Here is a 22,847-nt window from a genome sequence, read left to right on the forward strand (position 1 = left end):
TAAACCATGAGCAGATATAGACTCATCTTCCTGATTATTGCGATTCTCAGCACCGGCTTTATAGCCACGTCGCTGGTGAGTTACCACGTCTCGCGTACCTCCATCCACAATGCCATTGTCGAGAGTTCGCTGCCGCTCAGTTCTGACAATATCTATTCTGAAATCCAGAAAGACCTGGTACGCCCCATCTTTGTCTCGTCCATGATGGCGTCCGACACTTTCCTGCGCGACTGGATGATAGATGGCGAAAATGACATCAACAAAATCAGCCGCTACCTGCAGGAAGTGCAAACGCATTACGGCGCTTTTGCCAGTTTTCTGGTGTCTGAGCACAGCCTGAATTACTACTATGGCCAAGGCCTGCTCAAGCAGGTGCGCCTGATGAAGAACGTGACACCTGGTATTACCGTGTGCGCGCCATGGCCCAGCCTTATGAGATCAATGTAGACCGTGACATGGCGCATGCCGATGCGCTCACTATCTTTATCAATTACCGCGTGCTGGATTATCAGGGTGAGTATCTGGGTGCTGTGGGCGTGGGTCTTACCGTGGATTCGGTACAGAAGCTCATCAGCCATTATCAGCGCCGCTTCAAGCGTGAAGTGGTGTTTGTTGATCACGATGGCCAGGTACAGCTTTCCAGCAGCAAGGCGCAGCCCGTGGGCAGCAATGTGCGGCAAACCCCGGGCCTGAATGGCATATTCGAGCAGATCAGGCAGGGCAAGCAGGACAAGGTGAGTTTTGAGTACCAGCTGGATGGGGCGCAGCAGCTGGTCAACACGCGCTATATTCCCGAGCTGAACTGGTATTTGATTGTGGGTCAGAGCGAGAGCGAGGCCACCAGTGATATCCGCCATGCGCTTTATCTCAACCTGCTGCTATGCCTGGTGGTCACCGCCGTGGTGGCGCTGCTGACGCATCTGGCCTTGCGCCGTTACCAGACCAGGCTGGAAACCATGGCGACTACCGACAGCCTCACCGGGCTGCCTAACCGTAGAGCATTTGATATCGTCATTGATGTATTCCTCAATGAAAACCGCCGCGCCAACAGCAGCATGGCGCTAATGGTGCTGGATATAGACCACTTCAAATCCATCAACGACAGGCTGGGGCATTTTGGTGGCGACCATGTGCTGGCGGTGACTGCGCGTATGCTGAAATCCTGCACGCGTGCTGCGGACTTTGTCTGCCGCTGGGGTGGCGAGGAGTTTCTCATCGTGATCAAGGATTGCGATGAACACAACGCCATGCAACTCGCGGAAAAGATACGCCACGCCATCGAGAACGAGCTTATTGCCTATAAGAGTGAGCAGATTGCCATTACCGCCAGCCTGGGGGTGGCGGTAGCGCGTCCCGGTGACAATATCCATATGGTGCTGGAGCGTGCCGATGTGGCCATGTATGCCGCCAAGGCCGCTGGGCGTAATCAGGTCCACTTTGGCCGCGTCTGATCGCTGTTAGCCTTTGTCGCTGCCAGGCCATTTTTCCTAGTCTTATCATCGCCTAGTCTTAGCATCGCCTAGCCTTAGCATCGCCTAGCCTAGCCATCGCCCAGCCGTACTAACTTGCAGCTAACGGCACACTTCACGCATCTTGACCAAATCATCCTGGTTGAGCGCACCCGCCTTGCGGAAGCAGATGTGCTTGCGCCTATCCACCGCCACGCTGTAAGGCAGCACGCCATGCAGATTGCCAGCCTTGCGCATCAGCCCGCTGACATTAAGGCCGGGGCGTAGCAGGGTCAGGGCATTTATGTCGCTCAAGGCCATATCACTCAAGGCATGACTTTCCAGAAAACGCTGCGCCGCAGCGGCACTGTCAGTATTGACCAGTAACACCTGCCAATCGGCATGCTGGCGCGCATAAGCGCCCAGCATGGGCAGCTCGGCAACACAGGTGGGCAATCCACCCCCCAGAAATTCACCAATGCCGGCCCCGCAAGCTCTGCGAGGCTGACAAAGCGCTGGCCATCCTGGCTGGGGAGTGTGAAGTTCCATGCGGCATCCTCAGCCAGCGCTGGCCGCAATAGTAGGCTGCTGACCGTGAATAGCAGTATAGTCAGCAGTGCATGCTGCCAGCGGGGTTTGAATTGGGATTTCTGACCCATGAAGCGCAGCATGCGGCAGAGCGGGCTAAAGGCTGAATTTAAGTCCGGCATAGAGATAGCGTCCGCGCCCCGGCCCCCAGAGTTGCGTGAAATCGATATTGCCTGCGCCATCTATCCACAAGAAGTTTTCTTTACTGACCTGGGTGTAATCGAACAGATTATCTGCGCCCGCATATAAGGCCACGGTTTTGTTGAGCTGGTATTCAGCGCGTACATCGGTGGTGGTGTAAGAAGGGCTACGGTCGAGTTTGCGGCTGCCATCGAAGTTATAGCGCGGGTTGTTGGCGTAATCGTAAAAGCGTTTCAGATCATGCGGGCCTGTCCAGTTCAGGCGCACATAAGCAGTCCAGGGGCCTTGCTCGTAATCCAGCGTGACAAAGGCGCGTGCATCCGGACGTGAGAACACCAGGGTGCCGGGGGCAAAATCATAGTGAAAGCGCTCGGCACCTACACTGAGCACGGTGCTGGGGCGTAGCTGATAGGAAAGGTTGATGTCCACACCTTGCACTACCACCTTGTCAGGAGAATTCTCAAACAGTGTCACCGTGCCTGGGCCGCCACTGGGGTCAAGCACCCCTGGCGTCATGATGGCCATATGGTGAATACGGTTGTAGTTGTACGAGCTGGTGACCGCCAGGCGTTCATCGGCATAACTCAGCGCATAGCTGAGATTGTCGGATTTCTCCGGTTTTGAGAGTAGACGCACGATACGGATGTCATCAAGAATGCCGTGATCCTGCTCAAAGAAGCTGGTGGGCGCACGGAAGCCCCGGCCCAGGCTCAAGCGGCTGCTGAGTTCATCGGTATGGTGATACAAGAGATTCAACCGTGGTGAGGTGATGCTGCCAAACACATTGTGCTGATCCTGACGCACGGAAGCATTGAGTTCCAGCTTGTCTTGCAACAGCGTTCTATAGGCCTGCAAGAACAGCCCGGGCGTGCGGTAGCGGTAATTATCCACGCCCTTGGTAAAGAGATCATTGGCGGCGGAATAGCCTTCGCTACGTAAATCTTCATAGCGGTAATTGAGGCCAGTGGTCAGCAACCAATCGGCGACTGGCCATTGATTAGAGGCCTCGAGATAGTATTGCTGCTGCTTGGCCTTGTAGGTGGTGATTTCGTAAAAGCTATCCTGCTTGTGCTGGGCTGCACCAAAGGCTAGCCGCAGCTTGCCTGGGCCTATGAGCTTTTCGCCCGAACCTACCCATTGCGCACGCTTGGTGAAGATAATCTCGGACAGTCCGGCGCGGCCTAGATTGTAAGGCATGAAATTGCCACCATCTGGTGCCAGCCAGCCGTTGCTGAACTGCGAGCCATGACGGCCCTGGCTGAAATCAAAAGGATTGCCGGACTGATCCGCCTTGATAGCGCTGTAATGCTTGCCGAGTGCACCGCCATTGCGCTGCTCATCCACCAGATCCAGACGGCTACGCACTTTAAAGCCGCCAATATCATCGACAAACGCGCCCAGGCCCAGCATCTTGCGCTCAAAGCCAGTGTATTCAGAGACGCCTTCACCGCTGTCATCCACGGTTTCATGACGGCTCTGGCTGAAGGTTGCGGTTAATGCGCCGCCTTGCATGGCCTGCGCCAGATAGCCTTCATAAAGCCTGGCGCCATAGCTGCCGCCCTGCACACGCAATCTGGCCATATCCTGCTGTGGCCGCTTGCTGACGATATTGACCGAGCCTGCCAGCGCCTCGGGCGCAATCAGGCTGGCACCCGCGCCCCCGCGCTACATCAATGCGCTCTATGCCCCAGACACTGACACTATCCAGGCCATAGGCGGAAGACACCGAGGAATAGATGGGGATGCCGTCTATCATCAGGGTGGTGTAACGCCCGGGCAGATTGTTGAGCAGCACATTGCGCACATTGCAGATGGAGCACTCCACCTGCACCGCGATGCCAGGCTGTTTTTCCAGCGCCTCGGTGAGATTGGTAGCGCCGGATTGTTCTATACGGCGCTCGGAAATGGATTCGGTTTTGACCAGCTCATCCCGCAAAGCGCCGGGGCGGGTAGCGCCCTGATTGCTGCGGCTCTTGATGGTGATTTCCTCAATCTGCAGCGGGGGTTCTTCGGCCGCCAGTGCAGTGCCCATGAAGAATAAACTTGGGTAGAGAGCGGCTAGCCAGGTGGCGGAATTAGAGCGGGTCTGGCTGGGGGGCATGATGGCTTCAGGGCTAGGCAATTGTAAAGAGTAATCATTAACAAGCGGGCTGGCAATGACTTATTCCTGATCTAGCTTGATGTGGCTGTCCAGGCTGATTGCCTTGCCCAGTCTCATCATGCAGTGCGCCCATCAAAACATGGTATTGCGATTCTGCGCTGCAGCAGGCACATCCTGTATCACATCCCAGTGCTCGACGATTTTGCCGCCCTTTACACGGAATATATCCACCACGGCCTGGCCTCTATCTTGCGCATGGCTTACCGAGTGCACATGCAGATACACCAGATCACCATCTGTGGCACTGCGGATGACATGGGCGCGTGACTGCGGATGTTCCTGAAAATACTGCGTGAAGAAATTCACAAATGGCGCTTTGCCATCAGGCACTTCCGGGTTGTGCTGTTTGTATTGCTCAGCAACTACCTGGGCGGCTTTGGCCACCTGGTGCTGATTAAAGAACTGATCGTAAAACTTCAGCACCAGGGCGCGGTTGGCTTCTTCCTTGGCCAGATCGCGCTTGGGGCTTTCAGCCAGGGCGGCTGTGCTGCAAGCCAGCACCATGCTAACCAGCAATGCCCAGATGTTGAGCCGGGGTAAAAGCCATATGCGCATGATTTATTTTTCCAGCGCGTATGGCATAGGCAGCAATTGCAGCGCCATACCTTGCCAGCTCAAAGCCCCAGCCTCCACGCTTTCCAGACGTAGTTCGGCGAGGATATCCTGGCCGCCATCGGGGTTGGCAGCACTGCGCACGACCTGGCCTGCAACATTGCCTGCGGCATCGACGATTTCAGAACCCGCAGCAATAGGCGCAAGCAGGGGTAGGTGCGCCAGGTGGGTACGGCGCTTGACCTTGCCCAGGTAATGGGTGCGGGCGACAATTTCCTGCCCGGTATAGCAACCCTTCTTGAAATTGATGCCGTTGAGCAAGTCTAAATTCACCATTTGTGGCACCCAGGTTTCCTGAGTGGCGCTGACAATTTCCGGAATCCCGGCATGAATCTCGCGATTATCCCAATCGGCCTGAGTAGCAGGTTTGAGCGTAGCGGCGAGCTTGTCCCATAGTGCAGGGGCTTCTGCCGCCGGATGATGATTTCGTAACGTGGCAGGCTGCCGGGCAGGCGGATCAAGGCCAGCCCATCCTGGGAAACCACGGCGTACTCGGTCTCAGGAATGCTGGTGAACTGCGCGCGCAGCGCGGCCTCAGCTTGCTGACCTGCCACGCCTAAACGCACCAGGGTTTCAGCGCTGTGCTCGGTAATCACCACTTTAGAGCGTAATACATACATGCGTAAACGCTTGGCAATGGCGGCTGTCAGCCCACCATCAAATTGCAGCCAGAGTTTGCCGTCATGGGCAAAAGCCAGAAACAGTGCCAGCAGGCGGCCCTTGGGCGAGCAGTAGCCGCTGTAGTGGCTGCTGCCATTCAGTAGTTTTACGTCGTTGGTCACCTGACCCTGCAGAAAAGTCTGGGCATCTTCACCCTCCAGGCTGAGCAGGCCATAATGCGAGAGATCAACCATTATGCTGTCGCCAGCCTCGGCCGTGGGCAGCGCCAGAGCGGCCTGCTCGGCATCGTCCGCCGTGCTGGTGGGCGTGCGGCTACTGAGGAATTCTTGCCATGCACTCATGCAGAACCTTTCTTAATCCTTGAATATTGCCTATGAATAAACCTGAGAACGCAGACAAGTCGTTAGCAGCGTCCAAAGCGCATTATAGCGTGAAGGTGGCGGCGAGGAGATGCACAGCCTGGATAGCCGCTGGATTCAAAAGCATAGCGCTGAAAGCAGCAGGGCAAACCCCGGTGCAAACTCACTTGCGGCCTAAACCCAGAGCGGTGAAACCCATTACGCTCAAGCTGGGCGCATCCAGGCATCTGGCTCTGCTCTTGCTCGTCATCATGCTGATGGCACTGGCTTCGGTGTTGACCCTGGCCTGGCTTATGCCCTGGCCCTGGTGGTGGCGCTTCTTTGCCGTCATGACGGCATGCCCGGTGTTGCTGGTGCTGGGCTGGCAGGCGCTGCTCAGGCATGCCTGGCGGCAGTCTGATGATGCGGTGCTGCTGTTGGCGCTGGATAGAGAGGGGGCTTATCATCTGACGCTGCGCGATGGCAGGCAGTTGGCTGTGCGCTTGCAGCATGACAGCGTGGTGTTTGCCAGCTTGAGCCTGCTGAATTTCCGCCTGGCGCAGGGCAAGGGCAAGATCACTTGCCTGATATTGCCGTCCGCCGTGGACGCCGATGCTTTCAGGCGTTTGCGCGTGTGGCTGCGTTGGGGGCCCTTGGAAAATGAGCAAGTATCGCTGACTGAGCTAACGTAAAATACCTGTGCACTATCTGATGCTGGAACAGCGTCTATCCCAATAGCTTTCAAACTGGTTTTTCTTGAACTCTTCCACCTCATAGGCGGACTCAGCAGGTTCTATCCACACGGCATCAAAGCGCTGCGCCTGCTTGTCAAAAATCTTGATAAAGCGCGTCCAGGGGGCGTCAAGGTCTTCTTGCAGTTCACCACAGAGATTCAGGCTGTCGTCAAACTCTGTCACGATCAAGCCTTGTAGCTTAAGGTTGGCGCGGCCTTGCAATACCTCTTGTTTGGCGGCTTGCTCGAATGCGGCTTTGTCGGCAAACGGGCTGGCCATCACCTGGGTCTGGAGCGTTAGCAGCAATGCGGATAAGGTGAATATAGACAACTTCATACAAACTCCCAACTGGTACAAGGTTGGGAATTGTAATGTATGTCAGCGTAACTGTTGGGCATTGCAGCCACGGCGAAAAATGCCAGGTCTGCTATGCCAGATCAAGATTTGGCGCTGGGGGGATGTGAGAGTCGATGCGAGAGTCGCTTGAGTAGTTTCTTCAAGCGTTGCGGCGCGTATGACGACAGCAGCAGTGCCCCGGCAATCAGCGCCAGTATCCAATCTACATGCATGGGTGAGAAATCCCGGCGGCTGGGTTTGAGCTTGCCCATCTCGCTACGCACATCTTCCAGGCTATCGCCATTGACGTAACGTGCGCCTATCTCCTGGCTGAGCTTGAGCATGTATTCCTCATCCATCGTGGATTGGTAGCGATCATTGGCCGAGGAGGCTGTGCGTTCATCACGCGCACCCAGATTCTGCTGCGAGATCTGCGCCACACCCGGCTGCATGACAAAGTTTTCTGCTGACCAATAGCCCAGCAGCTTGTTGTTTTCGTCAAACTTGGGGATAGGCTGTGGCTCCTTGCTGCCTATGCCGACCATGAGCCAATCGCCCGCGCCCTGGAAATTGGCCAGATCGCGGGTGTTAAAGGTATGCAGGCGCGGGGCTTCCTCACCATCGGTGAGGAATATGGCCTGGGTCTGCTCGGGCATGGTGCGCAGCAAGCGGCTTAATGAGTCTACGCCCTCACGCAGGCGGCTGTTGCCGGACCAGGCCTGACGCCATTCGGCACGCGCAATGGTATCTTGTATGGTCGCGTAATTAGCGCATACCTCGATAGGCGTATAGAGCGCAGCCACGCTGACACCGGAGAAAAACGCCAGGCTGACGCGGGTGCCGCATGGCATGCCAGCCACCAGGTCATGCGCCAGATGCTTGGCGTAATCCAACCGCGAGACTTCGTTACCGCGCCAGTGCATGCCCTTGGTGTTCATGCTCTGGCTGATATCCATGACCAGCATATAGCTGTAGATATTGCGCGGAATGGGCACGGTGGGCTTGAAGGCGGCCAGCAGCAATAACAGCAGCGCCACTAGTGGCAACAGTGTATCGCGGTGCAGATAGGGTTTTAAAAAGCGCAGCAATGGCATCATCAGCTCTTAAGGCAGACCAACCGGAATGTTGCCCATGATCAGGCCAGGCGAATCAGACTCACCTGAACCCGGTGTTGGCGTGGCGGGCAGCATGCTCAGCACACGGTCCAGATTATGGCGCGCATCCCAGAAGCTGTGATCCAGGCGCAAGGATTGCTCATAGGCGGTCTTGGCCTGGTTGAGCAGATATTCGGTTTCATCACGCACGGTGATATTGCTGCCATTGACGATGAGGCCGCGCAAAAAGAAGATATTGCCGGTGTTGAACTGCACGGCGGATTTCTGCGTGGCATTGCCTTGTTCCAGCAGTTGGCCAAATAAATGCGTGGCTTCCTGATAGCGGGCATTCTTGGCTTGCCAGTAGGCCACGGCAAACTTGGCCTCGAAACTATCCTTGTGTGTAGTCGGCGTTTTGGCCTCTTGGACAGCCTGATTGAATTCACGGATATCCTGAATTTGCTTTAGCTGCCAGGCGGCAATGCCTGCGGCCGCCAGCGCCAGGGTCAGCAGTCCCCAGGTCAGTTTCTTTGCACTCAGTGCCATGTTCTTACCTCTATGAATTTGGCTGCCAGCAGCCCGGCCAGCAATAGTGCTGCCAGCAGATAGCACAGCGGGGCGTAATCGCGGCCAGGAATTTCTTCCTGATAGCGTATGGGTTTCTTTTCCTTGCGGTTGATATCTTCAATCGCCGCTGCCAGGGATTTCGGGTCTTCTGCCTCGTAAGCCTGGTAGCCAGTGCGCAGGGTCTTGAAAAAGTCGTTGAGTTCCAGCGCCGGGGGCAGGGGTTTGTCCTCGGGCGGCACATAACTGGTGTCAAAGATACTGGTGGCACCGGGCTGGCGCAGCACAATCCAGTACAGCGTCACATTCATGCGCTCCAGCCAGTCGCGTATCTTTTGCTGGGTGTTGGCACCCATGCGGCCACCGCCATCAGACAGCAAAATCACCGCACGCGAGCCAGAATCCGGCGTTTTGTCGAACTGGGCAAGGCCAGTGGTGAGGCCGCTGCCTATATTGGTCTGGAACAGGGCAGTGCCGCCGGCAGCGCGTATGGCGGCCAGTATGGCTTCGCGGTTGTCGTTGAGTGGCATGGCATGCATGGCGGAGTTACTGAAGGTGACCATGCCGAACATATCGTTCTTGCGCTCTTTGACGAAGTGCGTGATCAGGCGCTCGGCAGCGGCAGCCTTGGATTCACCCGCAACGCCACTGGTCTCGGCACCGGAGAAAGGCTCATCCATGCTGGCGCTGCGGTCTATGATCAGCACCAGCTGTGCGCCCTGGCCAACGCGCTCTATGAATTGCGCATCGGTGGCTGGGCCTGCAGCACCAACCAGCATCAAGCCCAGCGCTAGCGCAGCCATGATCTTGAGCAGCAGGCCGAGTAAATCGGAGAGGCGGTCACGCGGCAGCAGGCCCAGCCAGGAATAGCTGCGGCTGTGCTGGCGCTCCAGCAACAGCGGCACCAGGCTTAGCGGCAGCAGCAATAGCAGCCAGGAGTGCGCGAAATTCACTTATTTAAGTCCTCGTTGCATTACTTTAGCCCTCGTTCTACGTCACGGCAGCGGCGGCTGAATTTGCGCAGCCAGACGTGTGCAGGTTCATTGAGGCTGCTGGGGGCTTTGGCATCGAAGAACACCGCGCGCGATAGCTGGAAGAACTGCTGAATCTCGGCCTGCATGACGCCAAATTGCGGCAGCTTGGCCAGCACTTCCTCGGCAGTGAACACGCTGTGGCCCGCATGCTGGTTGAAGGCTTGATGCAGGCTGCTCACGGCCAACTGCACGCCAGCCGCATCCTGCGGGGTTTTTCTCACTATGCGCATTGCCTTGGCAAATGGTCCGCCCATGCGCGGCAGCCAGCTACGATTGCCCAAGATATACAGCAGGCCCAGCAGGCTGAGGCCCAGCACCACCAGGGCAATACGCAGGGTGAGTTGCTGTCTCTTATCATCCAGCAGCAAGGGGCCACGGAACTGGCTCATGTCTTTTTCTATCCTCACTGAGCCATAGACAGCCAGTGGCGAGATACGGAAGTTCCAGCTTGGCAGGCGTACACGGTACAACTGGCCCTCGCCAGTGAACTTGACGAATTCCGGTGGTAACGCGGCAGGCTTGGCGACGATGCTGGAGGTGAAGACCTGATAGCTTAAGCGCAGGGTGTAGATGTTTTGGTCACCACTATGCTCGTGCTTGAGATCGCTGGCATAGATTTCTATGCCTTGTTCCTTGTTGCGGTAGCGTTTCTGGTTGCCGGGGATGGGGATAGAGGTGGGCAGCAGTTCATATTTGTCCGCGACCTTGAGTATGAGGGTACGCGTAAGCACATCGCCGACGTGGTAACCCACCTCACGCTCGGGGTTGATGGCAGTGATGTCTACCGGGAGCTCCTTGCTGCTGACCTGGCCGGTATCTTCAGCGGCAGCATGGGCGTAGCCGTGCATGAGCCAGAGTGGCAGAAGCAGGGCAATCAATCGCAGGTGTCTTGTCATGGTCATGCCGTTACAAACTGGTAGAAGTAGTCGGTCAGGGCATCGGCGTCGAAGCCCTGTTCTATAAAGAAGGGTGGTCTGTCATAGCGCATGAATAATGCGGTCAGGGCGGCATGACGCTCGGCAAAGGCATGTTGGATGCGCGCATGAGTGGATTTGCGCAGCAGCAGTGTGCGGCGTTCGCCGCTTTCGCTATCGGTGACGTGGGTGAGGCCGAATTCGGGAATTGCCTTGTACTCGGCAACATCCCACAGCACGATGGGTACCACATGGTGGCGCATCATGGAGCCCAGGGTTTCTTCAATCACATCCAGCGGCATATGGAAATCCGATACCAGCAGCACCAACGAACGCTCGCGTGGCAAATGCTTGGCCACTTCCAGCAGGCCTTCGCCGCCTACATGCGGCGGGCGGTAATTTTCCAGTTGCTCGGCCAGAGCGTAGGCGGCTTGTACCCGCACGCTGGGGCGTGTCAGCCATTCATCGCGCACTTGATTATCAAAGCCTATAAAACCAAACGGGTCGTTGATGCGTGAGGCGGATTGCGCGGTGGAGGCGGTGATTTCGGCGGCGATGCGCATTTTGTTGACATGGCCGCTAAAGCCCATGGAGCCTGAGAGATCGCAGGCAACAAACACTGGCGTGGCGCTACGCTGGTTGTAGATGCGCACATAGACTTGTTCCATGGGGTCGCGCAGGGTCAGGCGCAGATCTATGCGACGCGGGTCGGGGTAGGAGATCAGCGGCGCATGGCCCATGAAATCCATACCCAGGCCGCGTTGCGAACTGGCGTGGCGGCCTGGATGGCGGCCGCGTGAGCGCCAGCCGATCTGGTAGGTGTATTCCTTGGCGAGCTCGGGCACCATGGCATCAAGGCGCGCTGATGGCGTGTATGATCTGGCTCAACAGCTCGCGCGCAATTTCGGTACGGCGCATTTCGTAGATAGGGCTGAACACCAGACGATGCGCCACGGTTTCATGGAACACCGCGTGAATATCCTCGGGCACTACGGCTTCACGGTCATTGAGCCAGGCATTGACGCGTGCAGCGCGCATCATCATGGCGATACCGCGCGGGCTGGCGCCCGCTACCACCAGGCGCTTGCTGTCCACACCTTCAATCTTGACGCCATAATCGGCCGGGCTGCGGGTGGCCAGCCACAAATCCAGGGCATAGCGGCGCAGGGTGGGGCTAGCCTGTATGCTGGACTGAATCTCTGCCGCCACTTGATTGAGCTGGTCAAATTGCAGGATATCGGGTTTGACCTGGTTCACTAGGGCATCGACATCATGGTAACGGGTATCGAAAATCAGTGATTCCATAATGTCGAGATCGGCAGGCACCAAGATGGGGATTTCCATCATGAAGCGGTCACGTGCGGCAGAAGGTATCTCGAAGGTTTCTTCTTTTTCAACCTGGTTACGGTCGGCAAACACCAGCATATGCGGGAAAGTGTGCTCGCGATTGAAGGCAGACAAAGTGCGTTCTGCCATCACACGCAGCAGCAGTGAGTGAACCTGTGGCCGCGCACGGTTGATTTCGTTAAAGAAGAACACAGCGAGATCAGTGCCATGCGAGAGCAGGGGGCCGGGGCTGACGTGCGGCCTGCCGTCATCACCGAGATAAGTGTGATACACCAGATCGTTGGGCATCAAATCTATGGTGCCTTCAATACGCTGATAACCACCGCCTATGCCACGCGTGAAGGCGCGCAGCAAGGTGGTTTTGCCCACGCCTACATCGCCTTCGAGCAGCACATGGCCGCGCGCAAAGATGGAGGTGGTAATCAAACGCACTGCGTCAGCTTGACCGACGACGACTTGATTGACTTCAGATTGCAGGTGCAGGGCTTCTTTACGCCAGTCGGCCAGTTGACGGTCACTCATCTAGGATGTCCAGTACAGAGGATGGTTGCGGGGGTGCTTATCGTGAAGCGGAAAATTTCCCGTATGGTATGGGTTTTAATTCCTGGTGTAAACAGATCGGTATAGCTAGGCCGAAAATGGCGACAAGTGTCTGTTGCAAGCCTAGCCTAGCTGTCATGCTTGAGCGATATATTGTGTCTTATCTTAATACTTTCATCGTCTAGGGCTTTTGTTAAACTGCATTTCAGGCGAAAATACCGGGATTGAAAAGTACAGAATAACTAAATGCAAAAACAGAATAGTTTTACCTTTGAAGAATTGCTCAGCTGCGGCCGTGGCGAGATGTTTGGTGAAGGCAATGCGCAATTACCGCTGCCGCCGATGTTGATGTTTGACCGTATCGTCTCCATTACTGAAGATGGCGGTAAATATGGCAATGGTGAAATCATTGCCGAACTCGATGTGAAGCCTGATCTCTGGTTCTTCGGCTGTCACTTCGAGGGTGACCCGGTAATGCCGGGCTGCCTGGGTCTGGATGCCATGTGGCAACTGGTGGGCTTTTACCTGGGCTGGATGGGTGGCAAGGGCCGTGGCCGCGCCCTGGGTGCAGGCGAAGTGAAGTTTACCGGGCAGGTGTTGCCTACCGGAACCAAGATTACTTACCGTATAGACCTCAAGCGCGTCATCATGCGCAAGCTGGTCATGGGCATTGCTGATGCCCGCATGGAGATTGACGGTCGCGAGATTTACGCTGCGAACGATTTGCGCGTAGGCTTGTTTGTTCGTACCGACAATTTCTAAGCAAGCGTTTGTAGCCAAGTCCGCATGGGTGTTTTTTGCCCCGGACATCAATGAATCAATGTAGGAGAACACGCAATGCGTCGTGTCGTGGTCACCGGGATGGGCATTGTTTCCAGTCTCGGTAACAACAAGTCAGAAGTGCTAGATAGCCTGCGTGCAGGCAAGTCTGGCATTACCTTCAATCAGGAATACGCTGATCGCGGCCTGCGCTCGCATGTGGCAGGCTCGGTCAAGCTCGATGTGCAAGCACTGATAGACCGCAAACTCATGCGTTTCATGGCCAAAGGTCATGCCTACGCCTGGATTGCACTGCAGGAAGCGATTGCCGATGCCCAGTTGGGCGAAGACCTGGTTTCCAATGTGCGCACCGGCATTATCGTTGGTGGTGGTGGCCCCTCTACCGAGAGCATAGAAGAAAGCAATGCGGTGCTGGCCGAGAAGGGCATACGTCGTGTTGGCCCCTATATGGTGACCAAGGCCATGTGTAGCGGCATTGTCGCTACCCTGGCAACGGGCGCAAAAATCAAGGGCGTTAATTACAGCATCAGCTCTGCCTGTTCTACCAGTGCCCACTGTATAGGCGCAGGGGTAGAGCAGATTCAGCTCGGCAAGCAGGATATTGTCTTTGCTGGCGGCGGCGAGGAAGAGCACTGGTCACTGTCCTATCTGTTCGATGCCATGGGTGCCATGTCCAGCAAGTATAACGACACCCCAGAAAAAGCCTCACGTACCTACGATCAGGATAGAGACGGCTTTGTCATTTCTGGTGGCGGCGGCATTCTGGTGCTGGAAGAGTACGAGCACGCCAAGGCGCGTGGTGCCAAGATCTACGCCGAAGTCGTAGGCTATGGTGCCACTTCCGACGGTTACGACATGGTTGCCCCTAGTGGCGAAGGCGCAGTGCGCTGCATGGAACTGGCGCTGCAAGGCGTGGGTGACGTGGATTACATCAATACCCATGGCACCAGCACCCCGGTAGGTGATTCCAAGGAATTGGAAGCGATCCGTGAAGTATTTGCTGACGGCAAGCACGGCAAACTGCCTGCTATTGCCTCTACCAAATCCCTCTCTGGCCATGCGCTGGGTGCAGCAGGGGTGAACGAAGCTATCTACACCCTGCTGATGATGGAAGGTGATTTCATCGCCGCTTCAGCCAATATTGAGAACCTTGACCCGGCGGCGGAAGGCCTGCCCATCGTCCGGCAACGCATAGACAATGCCAATGTGCAAACCGCGCTGTCCAATAGCTTCGGCTTTGGCGGCACCAATGCCACACTGGTGTTCTCGCGCAAGAATCTCGCTTGAACCAAATGCGAGTGATACAAAAGGGGCCTCTGGCCCCTTTTTTGTCACTGCCTCTGTCCCCTTTTTATTCACTGGCATTGGCTGTTTTTTTTTGTCACTGGGATTTGAAAGAACTCAATTTTCTGCATGTGCTTAAGCTGCCTTATGGCAGGGAATGGCGCGCTTTGGGAGCGGCATGAAACTCTACGAAAAACTCGTGCATGATATCGCCACTGCCATACGTGCAGGCATACTGGCCCCCGGCGAAAAACTGCCCTCGGTACGTCAGGCCTGCCTCAATCACAAGCTCAGCCCTGCCACCATCTTCAAGGCCTATTACGAGCTGGAAAACCTGGGCCTGATCCGCGCCCAGCCCAAGTCTGGCTACTATGTCAGCCATCACGCCATCAAGACCATCCCTGCGCCCAGCAAGCCTGTTACCCAGCAGGAGAGCACAGCGGTCAACGTCAGCGATCTGGTGTTTTCCATCTTAAGCTCCATCAAAAATGCCGCGACCGTGCCGCTGGGCTCGGCCTTTCCCTGGCCAGCCCTGTTCCCCCTGGAGCGTTTGTCGCGCTCGCTGGCACGGGCGACCAAACATATGGGCGCGGCAGATATTGTCGAATCCCTGCCGCCTGGCAATCAGGATCTGCGCCGCCAGATTGCCAAACGCTACCTGATGCAAGGCATAGAAGCCGATGTAGACCGCATCGTCATCACCAACGGCGCTTTTGAAGCACTCAACCTCTGTCTGGAAGCAGTGACCAAGCCTGGAGACCTGGTGGCGATAGAATCGCCCGCCTTCTATGGCTGCCTGCAGGCCTTGGAAAGACTGCAACTCAAGGCTGTAGAAATCCCGGTGGACCCGGTATTGGGCATGGACCTCGAATACCTGGAACAAATGCTGGAAAAGTGCCCAATACGCGCTTGCTGGAGCATGACCAGCCTGCAGAACCCGCTAGGTGCCAGCATGCCGACAGAGCGCAAACGTGCGCTGGTGGAACTGGTGACGCGTTACCAGATACCGCTGATAGAGGATGACGTCTATGGCGAACTGCATTTCAGTGCGCAACAGCATCAGCCCGCCAAGGCCTTTGACCGTGAAGGCTATGTCATGCACTGCAGCTCGTTCTCCAAGACGCTGGCACCCGGCTACCGTGTAGGTTGGACCCTGCCGGGACGGTATGAGCAAGAAGTTGAGCGACTCAAGGTGATTACGTCCCTATCGACCAGTACCATCGCCCAGGCTGCCATCGCTGATTATCTCCAGCATGGTGGCTATGACAGGCATCTGCGCAAATTGCGCGCGCAATTTGAATTGCAGCAGCATCACTATTTACATCTGGTGGCTCAGCATTTCCCGGCGGACACCTGCGTTACCCGACCGCATGGCGGGTATTTCCTTTGGGTGGCCTTGCCAGAACATGTGGATGTGTTGCGCTTGTTCCGCGAGGCTTTGGCGCAAGGCGTCAGCATTGCGCCTGGGCCTATATTCTCGGTGCGGCATCAATATGCACATTGCATCAGGCTGAATTACAGTCAGCCTGTAGATGCGGATGTGGAGCAGGCTTTTCGGACTTTGGGGAGGTTTATTGCAGAGCAAGGCTAGGACTGGTGTGCAGGTTTAGTGTGTAGATACCGGAGACCTATGTCCCCGGTCTATAGAGGCGAAGCAAAAGAAATGGACTCTCCCGGCAAGGCGAAGCAAAATCTCTCGCTAACAGTATCAGCTGCCAAGACCACTGCAACCCAAAAACAAAAAACGCCCGATGAATCCATCAGGCGTCTCTACTGGCAAACCTCACCATGCTAATCAACTGATACAGCTATGGCTAGCCTTTATTTTGGGCTGTCTTCCTTGATCGTCACCGACTCAATAATAATATTCTGATAAGGCGCATCGCCGCCATCTGTGGGGGTCAACGCGATGCGTTGCACCACGTCCATACCCTTGATCACCCGTCCAAACACGGTATAACCCCAACCAGTCTCCGAACGCTCGCTGAAGTTCAGCGAGGCATTGTTGTTCACATTGATAAAGAACTGATCAGAAGCCGAGTGCGGATCACCAGTACGCGCCATGGCGATGGTGCCAGTGGCGTTGGTGAGGCCGTTGTCGGCTTCATTGCGGATGGGCGCATGGGTGGGCTTGAGTTCGTAATTGGTATCCATACCACCCCCCTGGATCATGAAGCCCGCTATCACGCGGTGGAAGATGGTGCCTGCGTAATGGCCTTCCTTGGCATAACGCACGAAATTGGCCACCGAGTTAGGGGCTTTTTCGCTGTTGAGGTCGACAATGATCAGGCCCTGATTGGTCTGTATCTCAGCCAAAGGTTGCGCCAGTGCGGGCAAGGGGCCGAGCAGGGCCAGTAACAACAATGGAAGGTGTAGGGACTTGGTCATGTTCTATCCTTAATGGCAGGTTGTTGCAGAGGGGGAGGCCGCGTGGGCTACTAATGGGGTAAACAACGCCACCAGTCCCTCCAGGTTGACATGGTTGAGTGCATAGCTAGCTTCGGCCTGCACCACAGGCTTGGCGTGATAGGCCACGCCGCAACCAGCGGCTGCCATCATGCGCAGGTCGTTGGCACCATCGCCTATGGCTACCACTTGGTCTTGTCGCAGGCCCAGCTCTTGGCGGAAGCGCTCCAGATAATCGGCCTTGGCTTGCGCATCGAGGATATTGCCCAGCAGGCGTCCGGTGAGCTTGCCATCAATAATTTCCAGCGTGTTGGCGCGCGCGACATCCAGGCCCAGCATGGCTTGTACGCGGTCGGCAAAGAAGTCAAAGCCGCCAGAAACCAGCATGGTTTTGATGTTGTGCTGCTTGCAGGCTTGTATCCAGGCTTGCGCGCCCGGGGTGAGTTGCAGGCGCTCATCAATGACACGTTGCAGTGCCGTGGCATCCAGCCCTTTTAGCAGGGCAACGCGCTGACGCAGGCTTTCGGCAAATTCAATTTCGCCGCGCATGGAGCTTTCGGTGATGGCGGCCACTTGCGGTTTCAAGCCCTGCATATCGGCAATTTCGTCTATGCACTCTATGGTGATCAGGGTGGAATCCATGTCCATGACGCCAGGCCCAGGTTGTTGAGGTTGTGCTTGTCGTCTACCAGGGCAATATCCAGGTTTTGCTCCAGGCAGAAGGCGCGCAGTTCTGGCGTGATTTCATGCTGGTTGGGCAGCATGTAGGCATGCTCGGCGGTCTGGATAAACTGCTGGTGCGGATTGGCACTGCTGAGTTGATGGATATGAGTCAGTTGCGGGTAGCTGATGGCAAGACCCTGGATGACGATACGCATAGGTGTGAGTCGCTGCAGAAGACGAAAAAAGTAAGCCGCCATTATACATAGCCAGCCCGGACTGGTCTGGTGCCGCAAAATATGCCTCAGGTTAATGACTGTGACTGAGCAGCCAGCACAGCCCAAGCTGGCGCAAGACGGGGTTTTGCGCGAAAATACAGCATTAGCCCATTACCAAAAGTAAAAACATGAATTTGCATGAGTATCAGGCCAAGGCCTTGCTGCAGCGTTATGGTCTGACCGTGCCGCGTAGCCAGGTGGCAGAGTCGCATTGGCGGCAGTGGATGCCGCGCGCGCCCTTGAGGGTGATGCCTGGGTAGTCAAGGCCCAGGTGCATGCGGGTGGCCGCGGCAAAGCTGGTGGCGTTAAGCTGGTACGCAGTCTGGATGAAGTCAAGGATGTAGCCGCCAACCTGCTGGGCAAATCCCTGGTGACTTACCAGAATGCTCCCGATGGTCAGCCTGTCAGCAAGGTGCTGGTTGAAGAAACCCTGCCGATTGCGCGTGAGCTTTATCTTTCCATGCTGGTAGACCGCTCTTTGGAGCGAGTCGTGCTGGTGGCCTCTGCCGCAGGTGGCATGGATATTGAAGAAATTGCCCAGCATCACCCTGAGCAGATTTTGCAGGAGGTCTGTGATCCGCTGAACGGTCTGGTGGACTACCAGGCGCGCAATATTGCCTTTGCGCTGGGGCTGGCTGGCGAGCAGATTGCTGCTTTCACCCGCATAGCCAAGGGGCTTTACCGCCTGTTCAAGGAAAACGATCTGGCATTGCTGGAAATCAATCCCTTGGTGATTACCGCTGACGGTGCACTGGTAGCGCTGGATTGCAAGATGAGCGTGGATGACAACGCCTTGTATCGCCGTCGTGAGCTGGCAGAGCAGCGTGACTGGAGCCAGGACGATGTCAAGGAAGCCGAGGCGCACAACGCCGGGCTTAACTATATTGCGCTTAACGGCAATATTGGCTGTATGGTCAATGGCGCTGGCCTGGCCATGGCAACCATGGACCTGATCAAGCTGCATGGCGGCGCGCCTGCCAATTTCTTGGATGTGGGTGGTGGTGCAACTGCGACCACCGTGGCGCGTGCCTTCAAGATCATTCTGGCCGATAGCAACGTCAAGGCGATTTTGGTGAATATCTTTGGCGGCATCATGCGCTGCGACATTATTGCCGAGGGCATTATCACTGCGGTGAAGGAAGTCGGTATTGAGATTCCGGTAGTCGTGCGCCTGGAAGGCACCAATGTCGAGCTGGGCCGCAAGATGCTTAGCGAAAGTGGTTTGTCGATTATTTCCGCCCTGGGCCTGACCGATGCCGCCCAGCAGGCAGTTGCAGCAGTGAAGGTGTAAAGATGGCGATACTGGTTAACAAGAATACCAAGGTGCTGTGCCAGGGCTTTACTGGCAAGCAGGGCACTTTCCACTCCGAACAGGCACTGGCCTACGGCACCAAGATGGTGGGCGGTGTGACACCGGGCAAGGGCGGTCAACGCCATCTGGATCTACCTGTGTTCAACACCATGCGCGAAGCCGTACGTGAGACCGGAGCCAATGCTTCCGTGATCTACGTGCCGCCCGCATTTGCTGCAGACTCCATCCTTGAAGCCAGCGATGCTGGCATAGAACTGGTGGTCTGTATTACCGAAGGCATTCCAGTGCTGGATATGCTGAACGTCAAGGCTGCACTCAAGGCCAATGGCACGCGCTTGGTTGGGCCAAACTGCCCAGGCGTGATTACGCCGGATGAGTGCAAGATAGGCATCATGCCAGGCAGTATTCATCTGCGCGGCAAGGTAGGCATAGTCTCACGCTCAGGCACACTGACCTATGAGGCCGTGCACCAGACCACAGCATTGGGCCTGGGCCAGTCTACTTGCGTGGGCATAGGTGGTGACCCTATCCGTGGCATGAATTTCATTGATTGCTAGAATTGTTTGAGGCAGATCCGGAAACCGAAGCCATCATTATGGTGGGTGAGATAGGCGGTAGTGACGAAGAAGCCGCGGCTGAATACATCAAGCAATACGTCAGCAAGCCTGTGGCAGGGTATATCGCGGGTCAAACTGCGCCTGCGGGCAAGCGCATGGGTCATGCGGGTGCCATTATCTCTGGCGGTAGCGGCAAGGCTGAAGACAAGATACGTGCGCTGGAACAGGCTGGCGTGATTGTAGCCAGCTCTCCGGCTGGCTTGGGCGAAGCGGTTCAGGCTGCGCTTGAAGCCAAGCGTTGAGACTCAGCGTAAAGTCCTAAGCGTAAAGTCTTAAGCGTAAAACCTCAGCATTATTTAAAAGATTAAGCTTTAAACACCAAGCAATCGCCATCTCAACCATTAGCGGGAATTGTATGTCGCGTCATCTCATAGCTGTGCTGTTTTGCTCTGCCCTGATTGCCACGCCCTTATCGGCACTGGCGGCACAGGAGCAAGTGCCCTATCTGCTGACGGTGGCATCCAAGGGTGATGTGGTCACGGTCAAATCCTTGCTCAACAGCGGCGTTAACCCCAACACCCGCGATGCCGATGGCATTACCGCCCTCATGTACGCTACGCGCAAGGATAAGGCTGATGTGGTTAAGGCATTGCTGGAAAAGGGCGCCGATGTAAATGCCAAGGACAATGGCGGCTGGACGGCGCTGATGTTTGCGGCAAAGAAGAATTTTGTTGCCAGCGCCAAGGTGTTGCTGGATCACGGTGCAGATGCCAAGGTCAGGATGAATCTGGCTGGAGCGCACTGGGCATGGCCGCTACTTCGGGTTATAGCGAAATGGTGGGGATGCTGGTGGGCCATGGTATAGACCCCAGCAGCAAGAGTGATGATGGCAAGAGCATTCTGATGTATGCCGCCAAGAATGGTGACACCGCCACCATTGCCACGCTGATTGAACAAGGCGCTGATGTTTCCGCACGTGACCGCTTTGGCCTTACGGCACTGATGTTTGCTGCGCGTGAGGGCAATGTTGATGCTGTGCGCCTGCTATTGGACAAGGGTGCCAAGCTGGATGATCAGGACAAGACCAAATGGACAGCACTTTCCTGGGCAGTGAAAAAATCGCAGACGGATGCTTCCAAGGTGCTGATTGAGCGTGGTGCAGATGTGAACCATGCCGATTCTGAAGGCACGCCCATGCTGCAATATGCGGTGAGTGACGGCAATGTGGAACTGGTCAAATTGCTGCTGGCCAGTGGCGCGGATGTGAAGAAGCGCGATCAGTACGGCCTTACTGCGCTGGTATATGCACTTAAGGGTAAAAAGCCGGAAATCGTGCAGATTATCAAGGATGCGGGTGGCAGCTATTAAGCTGGCTACCAGCTTGCTTTTCTTAATACAGCCTCGAATCTGCATCTTGATGAAAATCGCCGCATGAAAATTGCAATAGCCCAGATCAACGCCACCGTAGGTGACTTGGCCGCCAACAGCGCCAAGCTGCTGGCCTATGCCCAGCAGGCGCGGGCGGCAGGGGCCAGCGTGATGCTGAGTCCTGAGCTGGCTTTATCGGGATATTCGCCTGAGGATTTGCTGCTGCGCCATGATTTTAATGAGCGCTGCGACAAGACCTTGCATGCGCTGGCACAAAGCCTGCCGCATGACTTGTTGGTGGTGCTCGGTCATCCGCGCAAGCATCTGGGGCATAGATACAATGCTGCCTCGGTATTGCTGGGTGGCAGCATTGTGCATACCTATCACAAGCAATTGCTGCCCAATCATAGCGTGTTTGATGAAGTGCGCCATTTCAGCGAGGGCAGCAGTGCACTGGTGGTAGAGCATCAAGGCTGCAAGCTGGGCATTGTCATCTGTGCCGATGTCTGGGGCCCTGCGCCTGCACAGCAGGCACGTGACGCCGGGGCTGAACTGCTGCTGGTGTTGAATGCCTCGCCTTACCATCTCAACAAACAAGAAGAACGCCACAAGGTCGTGCGTGAGCGCATCAGCGAAACCGGGCTGGCAGTGATTTATGCCAACCTGGTGGGTGGGCAGGATGAACTGGTGTTTGATGGCGCATCGTTCGTGATGAATGACGAGGGGGCGCTGACCCAGCAATTACCCGCTTTTGAAGAAGCGCTGGGCATAGTGAATATCAGTGGCATACCCAACAAGGTAGCCCCTCAGTCCGCAGAGATTATTGGCTTTCCCAAGCTGGAAGCAGCGGTATACGCAGCGCTCAAGCTAGGCTTGCGCGATTACATAGAGAAAAATGGCTTCCCCGGTGTCTTGCTGGGTTTGTCTGGCGGCATAGATTCAGCACTGACACTGGCAATTGCCGTGGATGCGCTGGGCGCAGAGCGTGTTGAAACGGTGATGATGCCTTCGGAATTCACCGCCAGCATGAGTCTGGAAGATGCCCGCAGCATGGCAGCAGGGCTTAAGGTACGCTATCAGGAGCTGGCGATAGCGCCCGTGTTTGATAGCTTTAGCCACACGTTGTCTGACGCCTTTGCCGGGACAGACTTTGATACCACGGAAGAAAACCTGCAGGCGCGCATACGCGGCACCTTGCTGATGGCCTTATCCAACAAGTTTGGCAAGCTGGTCATTACCACGGGCAACAAGAGCGAAACTGCGGTAGGCTATTGCACTTTATACGGTGACATGGCCGGAGGCTTTGCGCTGCTCAAGGATGTTTCCAAGACACTGGTCTACCAACTGTCGCGCTATCGCAATACACTCTCGCCAGTGATCCCTGAGCGCATTATTTTGCGCCCACCCTCGGCTGAGTTGCGCCATGATCAGACAGACCAGGACAGCCTGCCGGATTACGCCGTGCTCGATGCCATACTTGAAGCCTATGTTGAACATGACATGAGCCGTAGCGAGATTATTAATCTGGGCTATAGAGAGCAGGACGTAGACAGGGTCACCAGCTTGATAGACCGCAATGAATATAAACGACGCCAGGCACCAGTTGGCGTCAGGATTACCGAGCGGGGGTTTGGCAAGGATAGACGCTACCCCCTGACCAATAAGTTTGTACCATGACAGCTGGTTGGGCCGTAAGGCACATTGCCAATGTGTGTAAGACGCTAAGTCAA

General features: G+C 56.0%; 23 protein-coding genes and 3 pseudogenes. 11 read left to right on the top strand and 15 right to left on the bottom strand.

What is annotated here, in order from left to right; translation table 11 throughout:
• The first annotated feature begins 6 nt into the window (after window positions 1–6).
• Complete coding sequence (locus JCM2850_RS22530) at window positions 7–447, top strand: hypothetical protein (RefSeq protein ID WP_234406133.1); 441 nt, start codon at window positions 7–9, stop codon at window positions 445–447.
• The gene (locus JCM2850_RS17570) at window positions 420–1,451 is read left to right on the top strand and encodes a sensor domain-containing diguanylate cyclase (RefSeq protein WP_234406134.1); all 1,032 of its coding nucleotides are present in this window, start codon (window positions 420–422) and stop codon (window positions 1,449–1,451) included. The genes JCM2850_RS22530 and JCM2850_RS17570 overlap by 28 nt, the downstream gene beginning before the upstream one ends.
• 120 nt (window positions 1,452–1,571) lie before the next feature.
• Here JCM2850_RS17570 and JCM2850_RS21285 read toward each other — a convergent pair whose 3' ends face one another.
• The 6 genes from JCM2850_RS21285 to JCM2850_RS17585 all read right to left on the bottom strand — a co-directional run bounded on the left by JCM2850_RS21285 (window position 1,572) and on the right by JCM2850_RS17585 (window position 5,912).
• The gene (locus tag JCM2850_RS21285; RefSeq protein WP_051525296.1) at window positions 1,572–1,904 is read right to left on the bottom strand and encodes a TlpA family protein disulfide reductase; all 333 of its coding nucleotides are present in this window, start codon (window positions 1,902–1,904) and stop codon (window positions 1,572–1,574) included.
• Window positions 1,905–2,132: 228 nt separating this feature from the next.
• Window positions 2,133–3,758 carry a TonB-dependent receptor plug domain-containing protein gene (locus tag JCM2850_RS17580; protein ID WP_199898266.1) on the bottom strand — a complete coding sequence of 542 codons (1,626 nt, stop codon included), beginning with the start codon at window positions 3,756–3,758 and terminating at the stop codon, window positions 2,133–2,135.
• On the bottom strand, window positions 3,709–4,278 hold the full coding sequence (locus JCM2850_RS21805; RefSeq protein ID WP_199898267.1) for a TonB-dependent receptor plug domain-containing protein: 570 nt from the start codon (window positions 4,276–4,278) through the stop codon (window positions 3,709–3,711). Before JCM2850_RS21805 ends, JCM2850_RS17580 begins: the two co-directional genes overlap by 50 nt.
• Window positions 4,279–4,410: 132 nt before the next feature.
• Window positions 4,411–4,893 carry a nuclear transport factor 2 family protein gene (locus JCM2850_RS06280; RefSeq protein WP_025870572.1) on the bottom strand — a complete coding sequence of 161 codons (483 nt, stop codon included), beginning with the start codon at window positions 4,891–4,893 and terminating at the stop codon, window positions 4,411–4,413.
• 3 nt (window positions 4,894–4,896) lie between these two features.
• The gene (gene ygfZ / locus JCM2850_RS22535) at window positions 4,897–5,283 is read right to left on the bottom strand and encodes a CAF17-like 4Fe-4S cluster assembly/insertion protein YgfZ (protein WP_369384851.1); all 387 of its coding nucleotides are present in this window, start codon (window positions 5,281–5,283) and stop codon (window positions 4,897–4,899) included.
• Window positions 5,220–5,912, bottom strand: coding sequence for a YgfZ/GcvT domain-containing protein (locus tag JCM2850_RS17585; protein WP_234406135.1), 693 nt, complete (start codon window positions 5,910–5,912; stop codon window positions 5,220–5,222). Before JCM2850_RS17585 ends, ygfZ begins: the two co-directional genes overlap by 64 nt.
• A 173-nt stretch (window positions 5,913–6,085) precedes the next feature.
• Between JCM2850_RS17585 and JCM2850_RS06290 the strand changes: the two genes are divergently transcribed.
• Window positions 6,086–6,601, top strand: coding sequence for a protein YgfX (locus JCM2850_RS06290; protein ID WP_148301207.1), 516 nt, complete (start codon window positions 6,086–6,088; stop codon window positions 6,599–6,601).
• A gap of 12 nt (window positions 6,602–6,613) precedes the next feature.
• Here the strand turns inward: JCM2850_RS06290 and JCM2850_RS06295 are convergent, their stop codons facing one another.
• The 7 genes from JCM2850_RS06295 to JCM2850_RS06325 all read right to left on the bottom strand — a co-directional run bounded on the left by JCM2850_RS06295 (window position 6,614) and on the right by JCM2850_RS06325 (window position 12,454).
• Window positions 6,614–6,979, bottom strand: coding sequence for a hypothetical protein (locus tag JCM2850_RS06295; RefSeq protein ID WP_025870576.1), 366 nt, complete (start codon window positions 6,977–6,979; stop codon window positions 6,614–6,616).
• A gap of 101 nt (window positions 6,980–7,080) precedes the next feature.
• Window positions 7,081–8,076: a vWA domain-containing protein gene (locus JCM2850_RS06300; RefSeq protein ID WP_025870578.1), complete on the bottom strand. Its 996-nt coding sequence runs from the start codon at window positions 8,074–8,076 to the stop codon at window positions 7,081–7,083.
• A gap of 6 nt (window positions 8,077–8,082) precedes the next feature.
• Complete coding sequence (locus JCM2850_RS06305; RefSeq protein WP_025870580.1) at window positions 8,083–8,619, bottom strand: hypothetical protein; 537 nt, start codon at window positions 8,617–8,619, stop codon at window positions 8,083–8,085.
• Window positions 8,610–9,590, bottom strand: coding sequence for a vWA domain-containing protein (locus tag JCM2850_RS06310; RefSeq protein ID WP_025870581.1), 981 nt, complete (start codon window positions 9,588–9,590; stop codon window positions 8,610–8,612). The genes JCM2850_RS06305 and JCM2850_RS06310 overlap by 10 nt, the downstream gene beginning before the upstream one ends.
• A 20-nt stretch (window positions 9,591–9,610) precedes the next feature.
• Entirely contained in the window at window positions 9,611–10,567 is a 957-nt protein-coding gene (locus JCM2850_RS06315; RefSeq protein ID WP_025870582.1) for a hypothetical protein, read from the bottom strand.
• 2 nt (window positions 10,568–10,569) lie between these two features.
• Complete coding sequence (locus JCM2850_RS06320; RefSeq protein WP_025870583.1) at window positions 10,570–11,433, bottom strand: DUF58 domain-containing protein; 864 nt, start codon at window positions 11,431–11,433, stop codon at window positions 10,570–10,572.
• A 4-nt stretch (window positions 11,434–11,437) separates the two neighbouring features.
• Window positions 11,438–12,454, bottom strand: coding sequence for an AAA family ATPase (locus tag JCM2850_RS06325; RefSeq protein WP_025870584.1), 1,017 nt, complete (start codon window positions 12,452–12,454; stop codon window positions 11,438–11,440).
• 264 nt (window positions 12,455–12,718) lie between these two features.
• Here JCM2850_RS06325 and fabA point away from each other — a divergent pair, with 264 nt between their 5' ends.
• From fabA to JCM2850_RS06345, 3 genes are all read left to right on the top strand, one after another.
• A complete protein-coding gene (gene fabA / locus JCM2850_RS06330; RefSeq protein ID WP_025870586.1) occupies window positions 12,719–13,234 on the top strand; it encodes a 3-hydroxyacyl-[acyl-carrier-protein] dehydratase FabA in 516 nt (171 codons plus the stop codon).
• A gap of 75 nt (window positions 13,235–13,309) precedes the next feature.
• On the top strand, window positions 13,310–14,539 hold the full coding sequence (gene fabB, locus JCM2850_RS06335; RefSeq protein WP_025870590.1) for a beta-ketoacyl-ACP synthase I: 1,230 nt from the start codon (window positions 13,310–13,312) through the stop codon (window positions 14,537–14,539).
• 175 nt (window positions 14,540–14,714) lie between these two features.
• Window positions 14,715–16,127: an aminotransferase-like domain-containing protein gene (locus JCM2850_RS06345; protein ID WP_025870596.1), complete on the top strand. Its 1,413-nt coding sequence runs from the start codon at window positions 14,715–14,717 to the stop codon at window positions 16,125–16,127.
• Window positions 16,128–16,357: 230 nt separating this feature from the next.
• On the opposite strand, the gene JCM2850_RS06350 is transcribed toward JCM2850_RS06345, so the two are convergent.
• Both JCM2850_RS06350 and serB read right to left on the bottom strand, forming a co-directional pair.
• Entirely contained in the window at window positions 16,358–16,924 is a 567-nt protein-coding gene (locus tag JCM2850_RS06350) for a peptidylprolyl isomerase (protein WP_025870597.1), read from the bottom strand.
• Window positions 16,925–16,933: 9 nt separating this feature from the next.
• A pseudogene (serB, locus tag JCM2850_RS17590) lies at window positions 16,934–17,820 on the bottom strand (phosphoserine phosphatase SerB).
• Between the two features lie 188 nt (window positions 17,821–18,008).
• Here serB and sucC point away from each other — a divergent pair.
• The 5 genes and pseudogenes from sucC to JCM2850_RS06380 all read left to right on the top strand — a co-directional run bounded on the left by sucC (window position 18,009) and on the right by JCM2850_RS06380 (window position 22,794).
• Window positions 18,009–19,171, top strand: a pseudogene (sucC, locus tag JCM2850_RS17595) (ADP-forming succinate--CoA ligase subunit beta).
• 2 nt (window positions 19,172–19,173) lie between these two features.
• Window positions 19,174–20,051 (top strand): annotated as a pseudogene (sucD, locus tag JCM2850_RS17600) (succinate--CoA ligase subunit alpha).
• A gap of 113 nt (window positions 20,052–20,164) precedes the next feature.
• Window positions 20,165–20,614 carry an ankyrin repeat domain-containing protein gene (locus JCM2850_RS23875; protein WP_369384849.1) on the top strand — a complete coding sequence of 150 codons (450 nt, stop codon included), beginning with the start codon at window positions 20,165–20,167 and terminating at the stop codon, window positions 20,612–20,614.
• Complete coding sequence (locus tag JCM2850_RS23880) at window positions 20,557–21,117, top strand: ankyrin repeat domain-containing protein (protein WP_369384850.1); 561 nt, start codon at window positions 20,557–20,559, stop codon at window positions 21,115–21,117. Before JCM2850_RS23875 ends, JCM2850_RS23880 begins: the two co-directional genes overlap by 58 nt.
• Window positions 21,118–21,180: 63 nt before the next feature.
• A complete protein-coding gene (locus JCM2850_RS06380; RefSeq protein ID WP_025870598.1) occupies window positions 21,181–22,794 on the top strand; it encodes an NAD+ synthase in 1,614 nt (537 codons plus the stop codon).
• Window positions 22,795–22,847: the final 53 nt, after the last annotated feature.

This window comes from Methylobacillus glycogenes JCM 2850, from assembly GCF_000617925.1.
Taxonomy (GTDB): domain Bacteria; phylum Pseudomonadota; class Gammaproteobacteria; order Burkholderiales; family Methylophilaceae; genus Methylobacillus; species Methylobacillus glycogenes.

Excerpts from the sequence above, each read along its gene's own strand:
- JCM2850_RS22530 (WP_234406133.1), top strand. The coding sequence starts at position 7 with ATGAGCAGATATAGACTCATCTTCCTGATTATTGCGATTCTCAGCACC.
- JCM2850_RS17570 (WP_234406134.1), top strand. The coding sequence starts at position 420 with ATGGCCCAGCCTTATGAGATCAATGTAGACCGTGACATGGCGCATGCC.
- JCM2850_RS17580 (WP_199898266.1), bottom strand. The coding sequence starts at position 3,758 with ATGGCCAGATTGCGTGTGCAGGGCGGCAGCTATGGCGCCAGGCTTTAT.
- JCM2850_RS21805 (WP_199898267.1), bottom strand. The coding sequence starts at position 4,278 with ATGCCCCCCAGCCAGACCCGCTCTAATTCCGCCACCTGGCTAGCCGCT.
- JCM2850_RS06280 (WP_025870572.1), bottom strand. The coding sequence starts at position 4,893 with ATGCGCATATGGCTTTTACCCCGGCTCAACATCTGGGCATTGCTGGTT.
- JCM2850_RS17585 (WP_234406135.1), bottom strand. The coding sequence starts at position 5,912 with ATGAGTGCATGGCAAGAATTCCTCAGTAGCCGCACGCCCACCAGCACG.
- JCM2850_RS06295 (WP_025870576.1), bottom strand. The coding sequence starts at position 6,979 with ATGAAGTTGTCTATATTCACCTTATCCGCATTGCTGCTAACGCTCCAG.
- JCM2850_RS06300 (WP_025870578.1), bottom strand. The coding sequence starts at position 8,076 with ATGATGCCATTGCTGCGCTTTTTAAAACCCTATCTGCACCGCGATACA.
- JCM2850_RS06305 (WP_025870580.1), bottom strand. The coding sequence starts at position 8,619 with ATGGCACTGAGTGCAAAGAAACTGACCTGGGGACTGCTGACCCTGGCG.
- JCM2850_RS06315 (WP_025870582.1), bottom strand. The coding sequence starts at position 10,567 with ATGACAAGACACCTGCGATTGATTGCCCTGCTTCTGCCACTCTGGCTC.
- JCM2850_RS06320 (WP_025870583.1), bottom strand. The coding sequence starts at position 11,433 with ATGGTGCCCGAGCTCGCCAAGGAATACACCTACCAGATCGGCTGGCGC.
- JCM2850_RS06325 (WP_025870584.1), bottom strand. The coding sequence starts at position 12,454 with ATGAGTGACCGTCAACTGGCCGACTGGCGTAAAGAAGCCCTGCACCTG.
- fabA (WP_025870586.1), top strand. The coding sequence starts at position 12,719 with ATGCAAAAACAGAATAGTTTTACCTTTGAAGAATTGCTCAGCTGCGGC.
- fabB (WP_025870590.1), top strand. The coding sequence starts at position 13,310 with ATGCGTCGTGTCGTGGTCACCGGGATGGGCATTGTTTCCAGTCTCGGT.
- JCM2850_RS06345 (WP_025870596.1), top strand. The coding sequence starts at position 14,715 with ATGAAACTCTACGAAAAACTCGTGCATGATATCGCCACTGCCATACGT.
- JCM2850_RS06350 (WP_025870597.1), bottom strand. The coding sequence starts at position 16,924 with ATGACCAAGTCCCTACACCTTCCATTGTTGTTACTGGCCCTGCTCGGC.
- JCM2850_RS23875 (WP_369384849.1), top strand. The coding sequence starts at position 20,165 with ATGTCGCGTCATCTCATAGCTGTGCTGTTTTGCTCTGCCCTGATTGCC.
- JCM2850_RS23880 (WP_369384850.1), top strand. The coding sequence starts at position 20,557 with ATGGCCGCTACTTCGGGTTATAGCGAAATGGTGGGGATGCTGGTGGGC.
- JCM2850_RS06380 (WP_025870598.1), top strand. The coding sequence starts at position 21,181 with ATGAAAATTGCAATAGCCCAGATCAACGCCACCGTAGGTGACTTGGCC.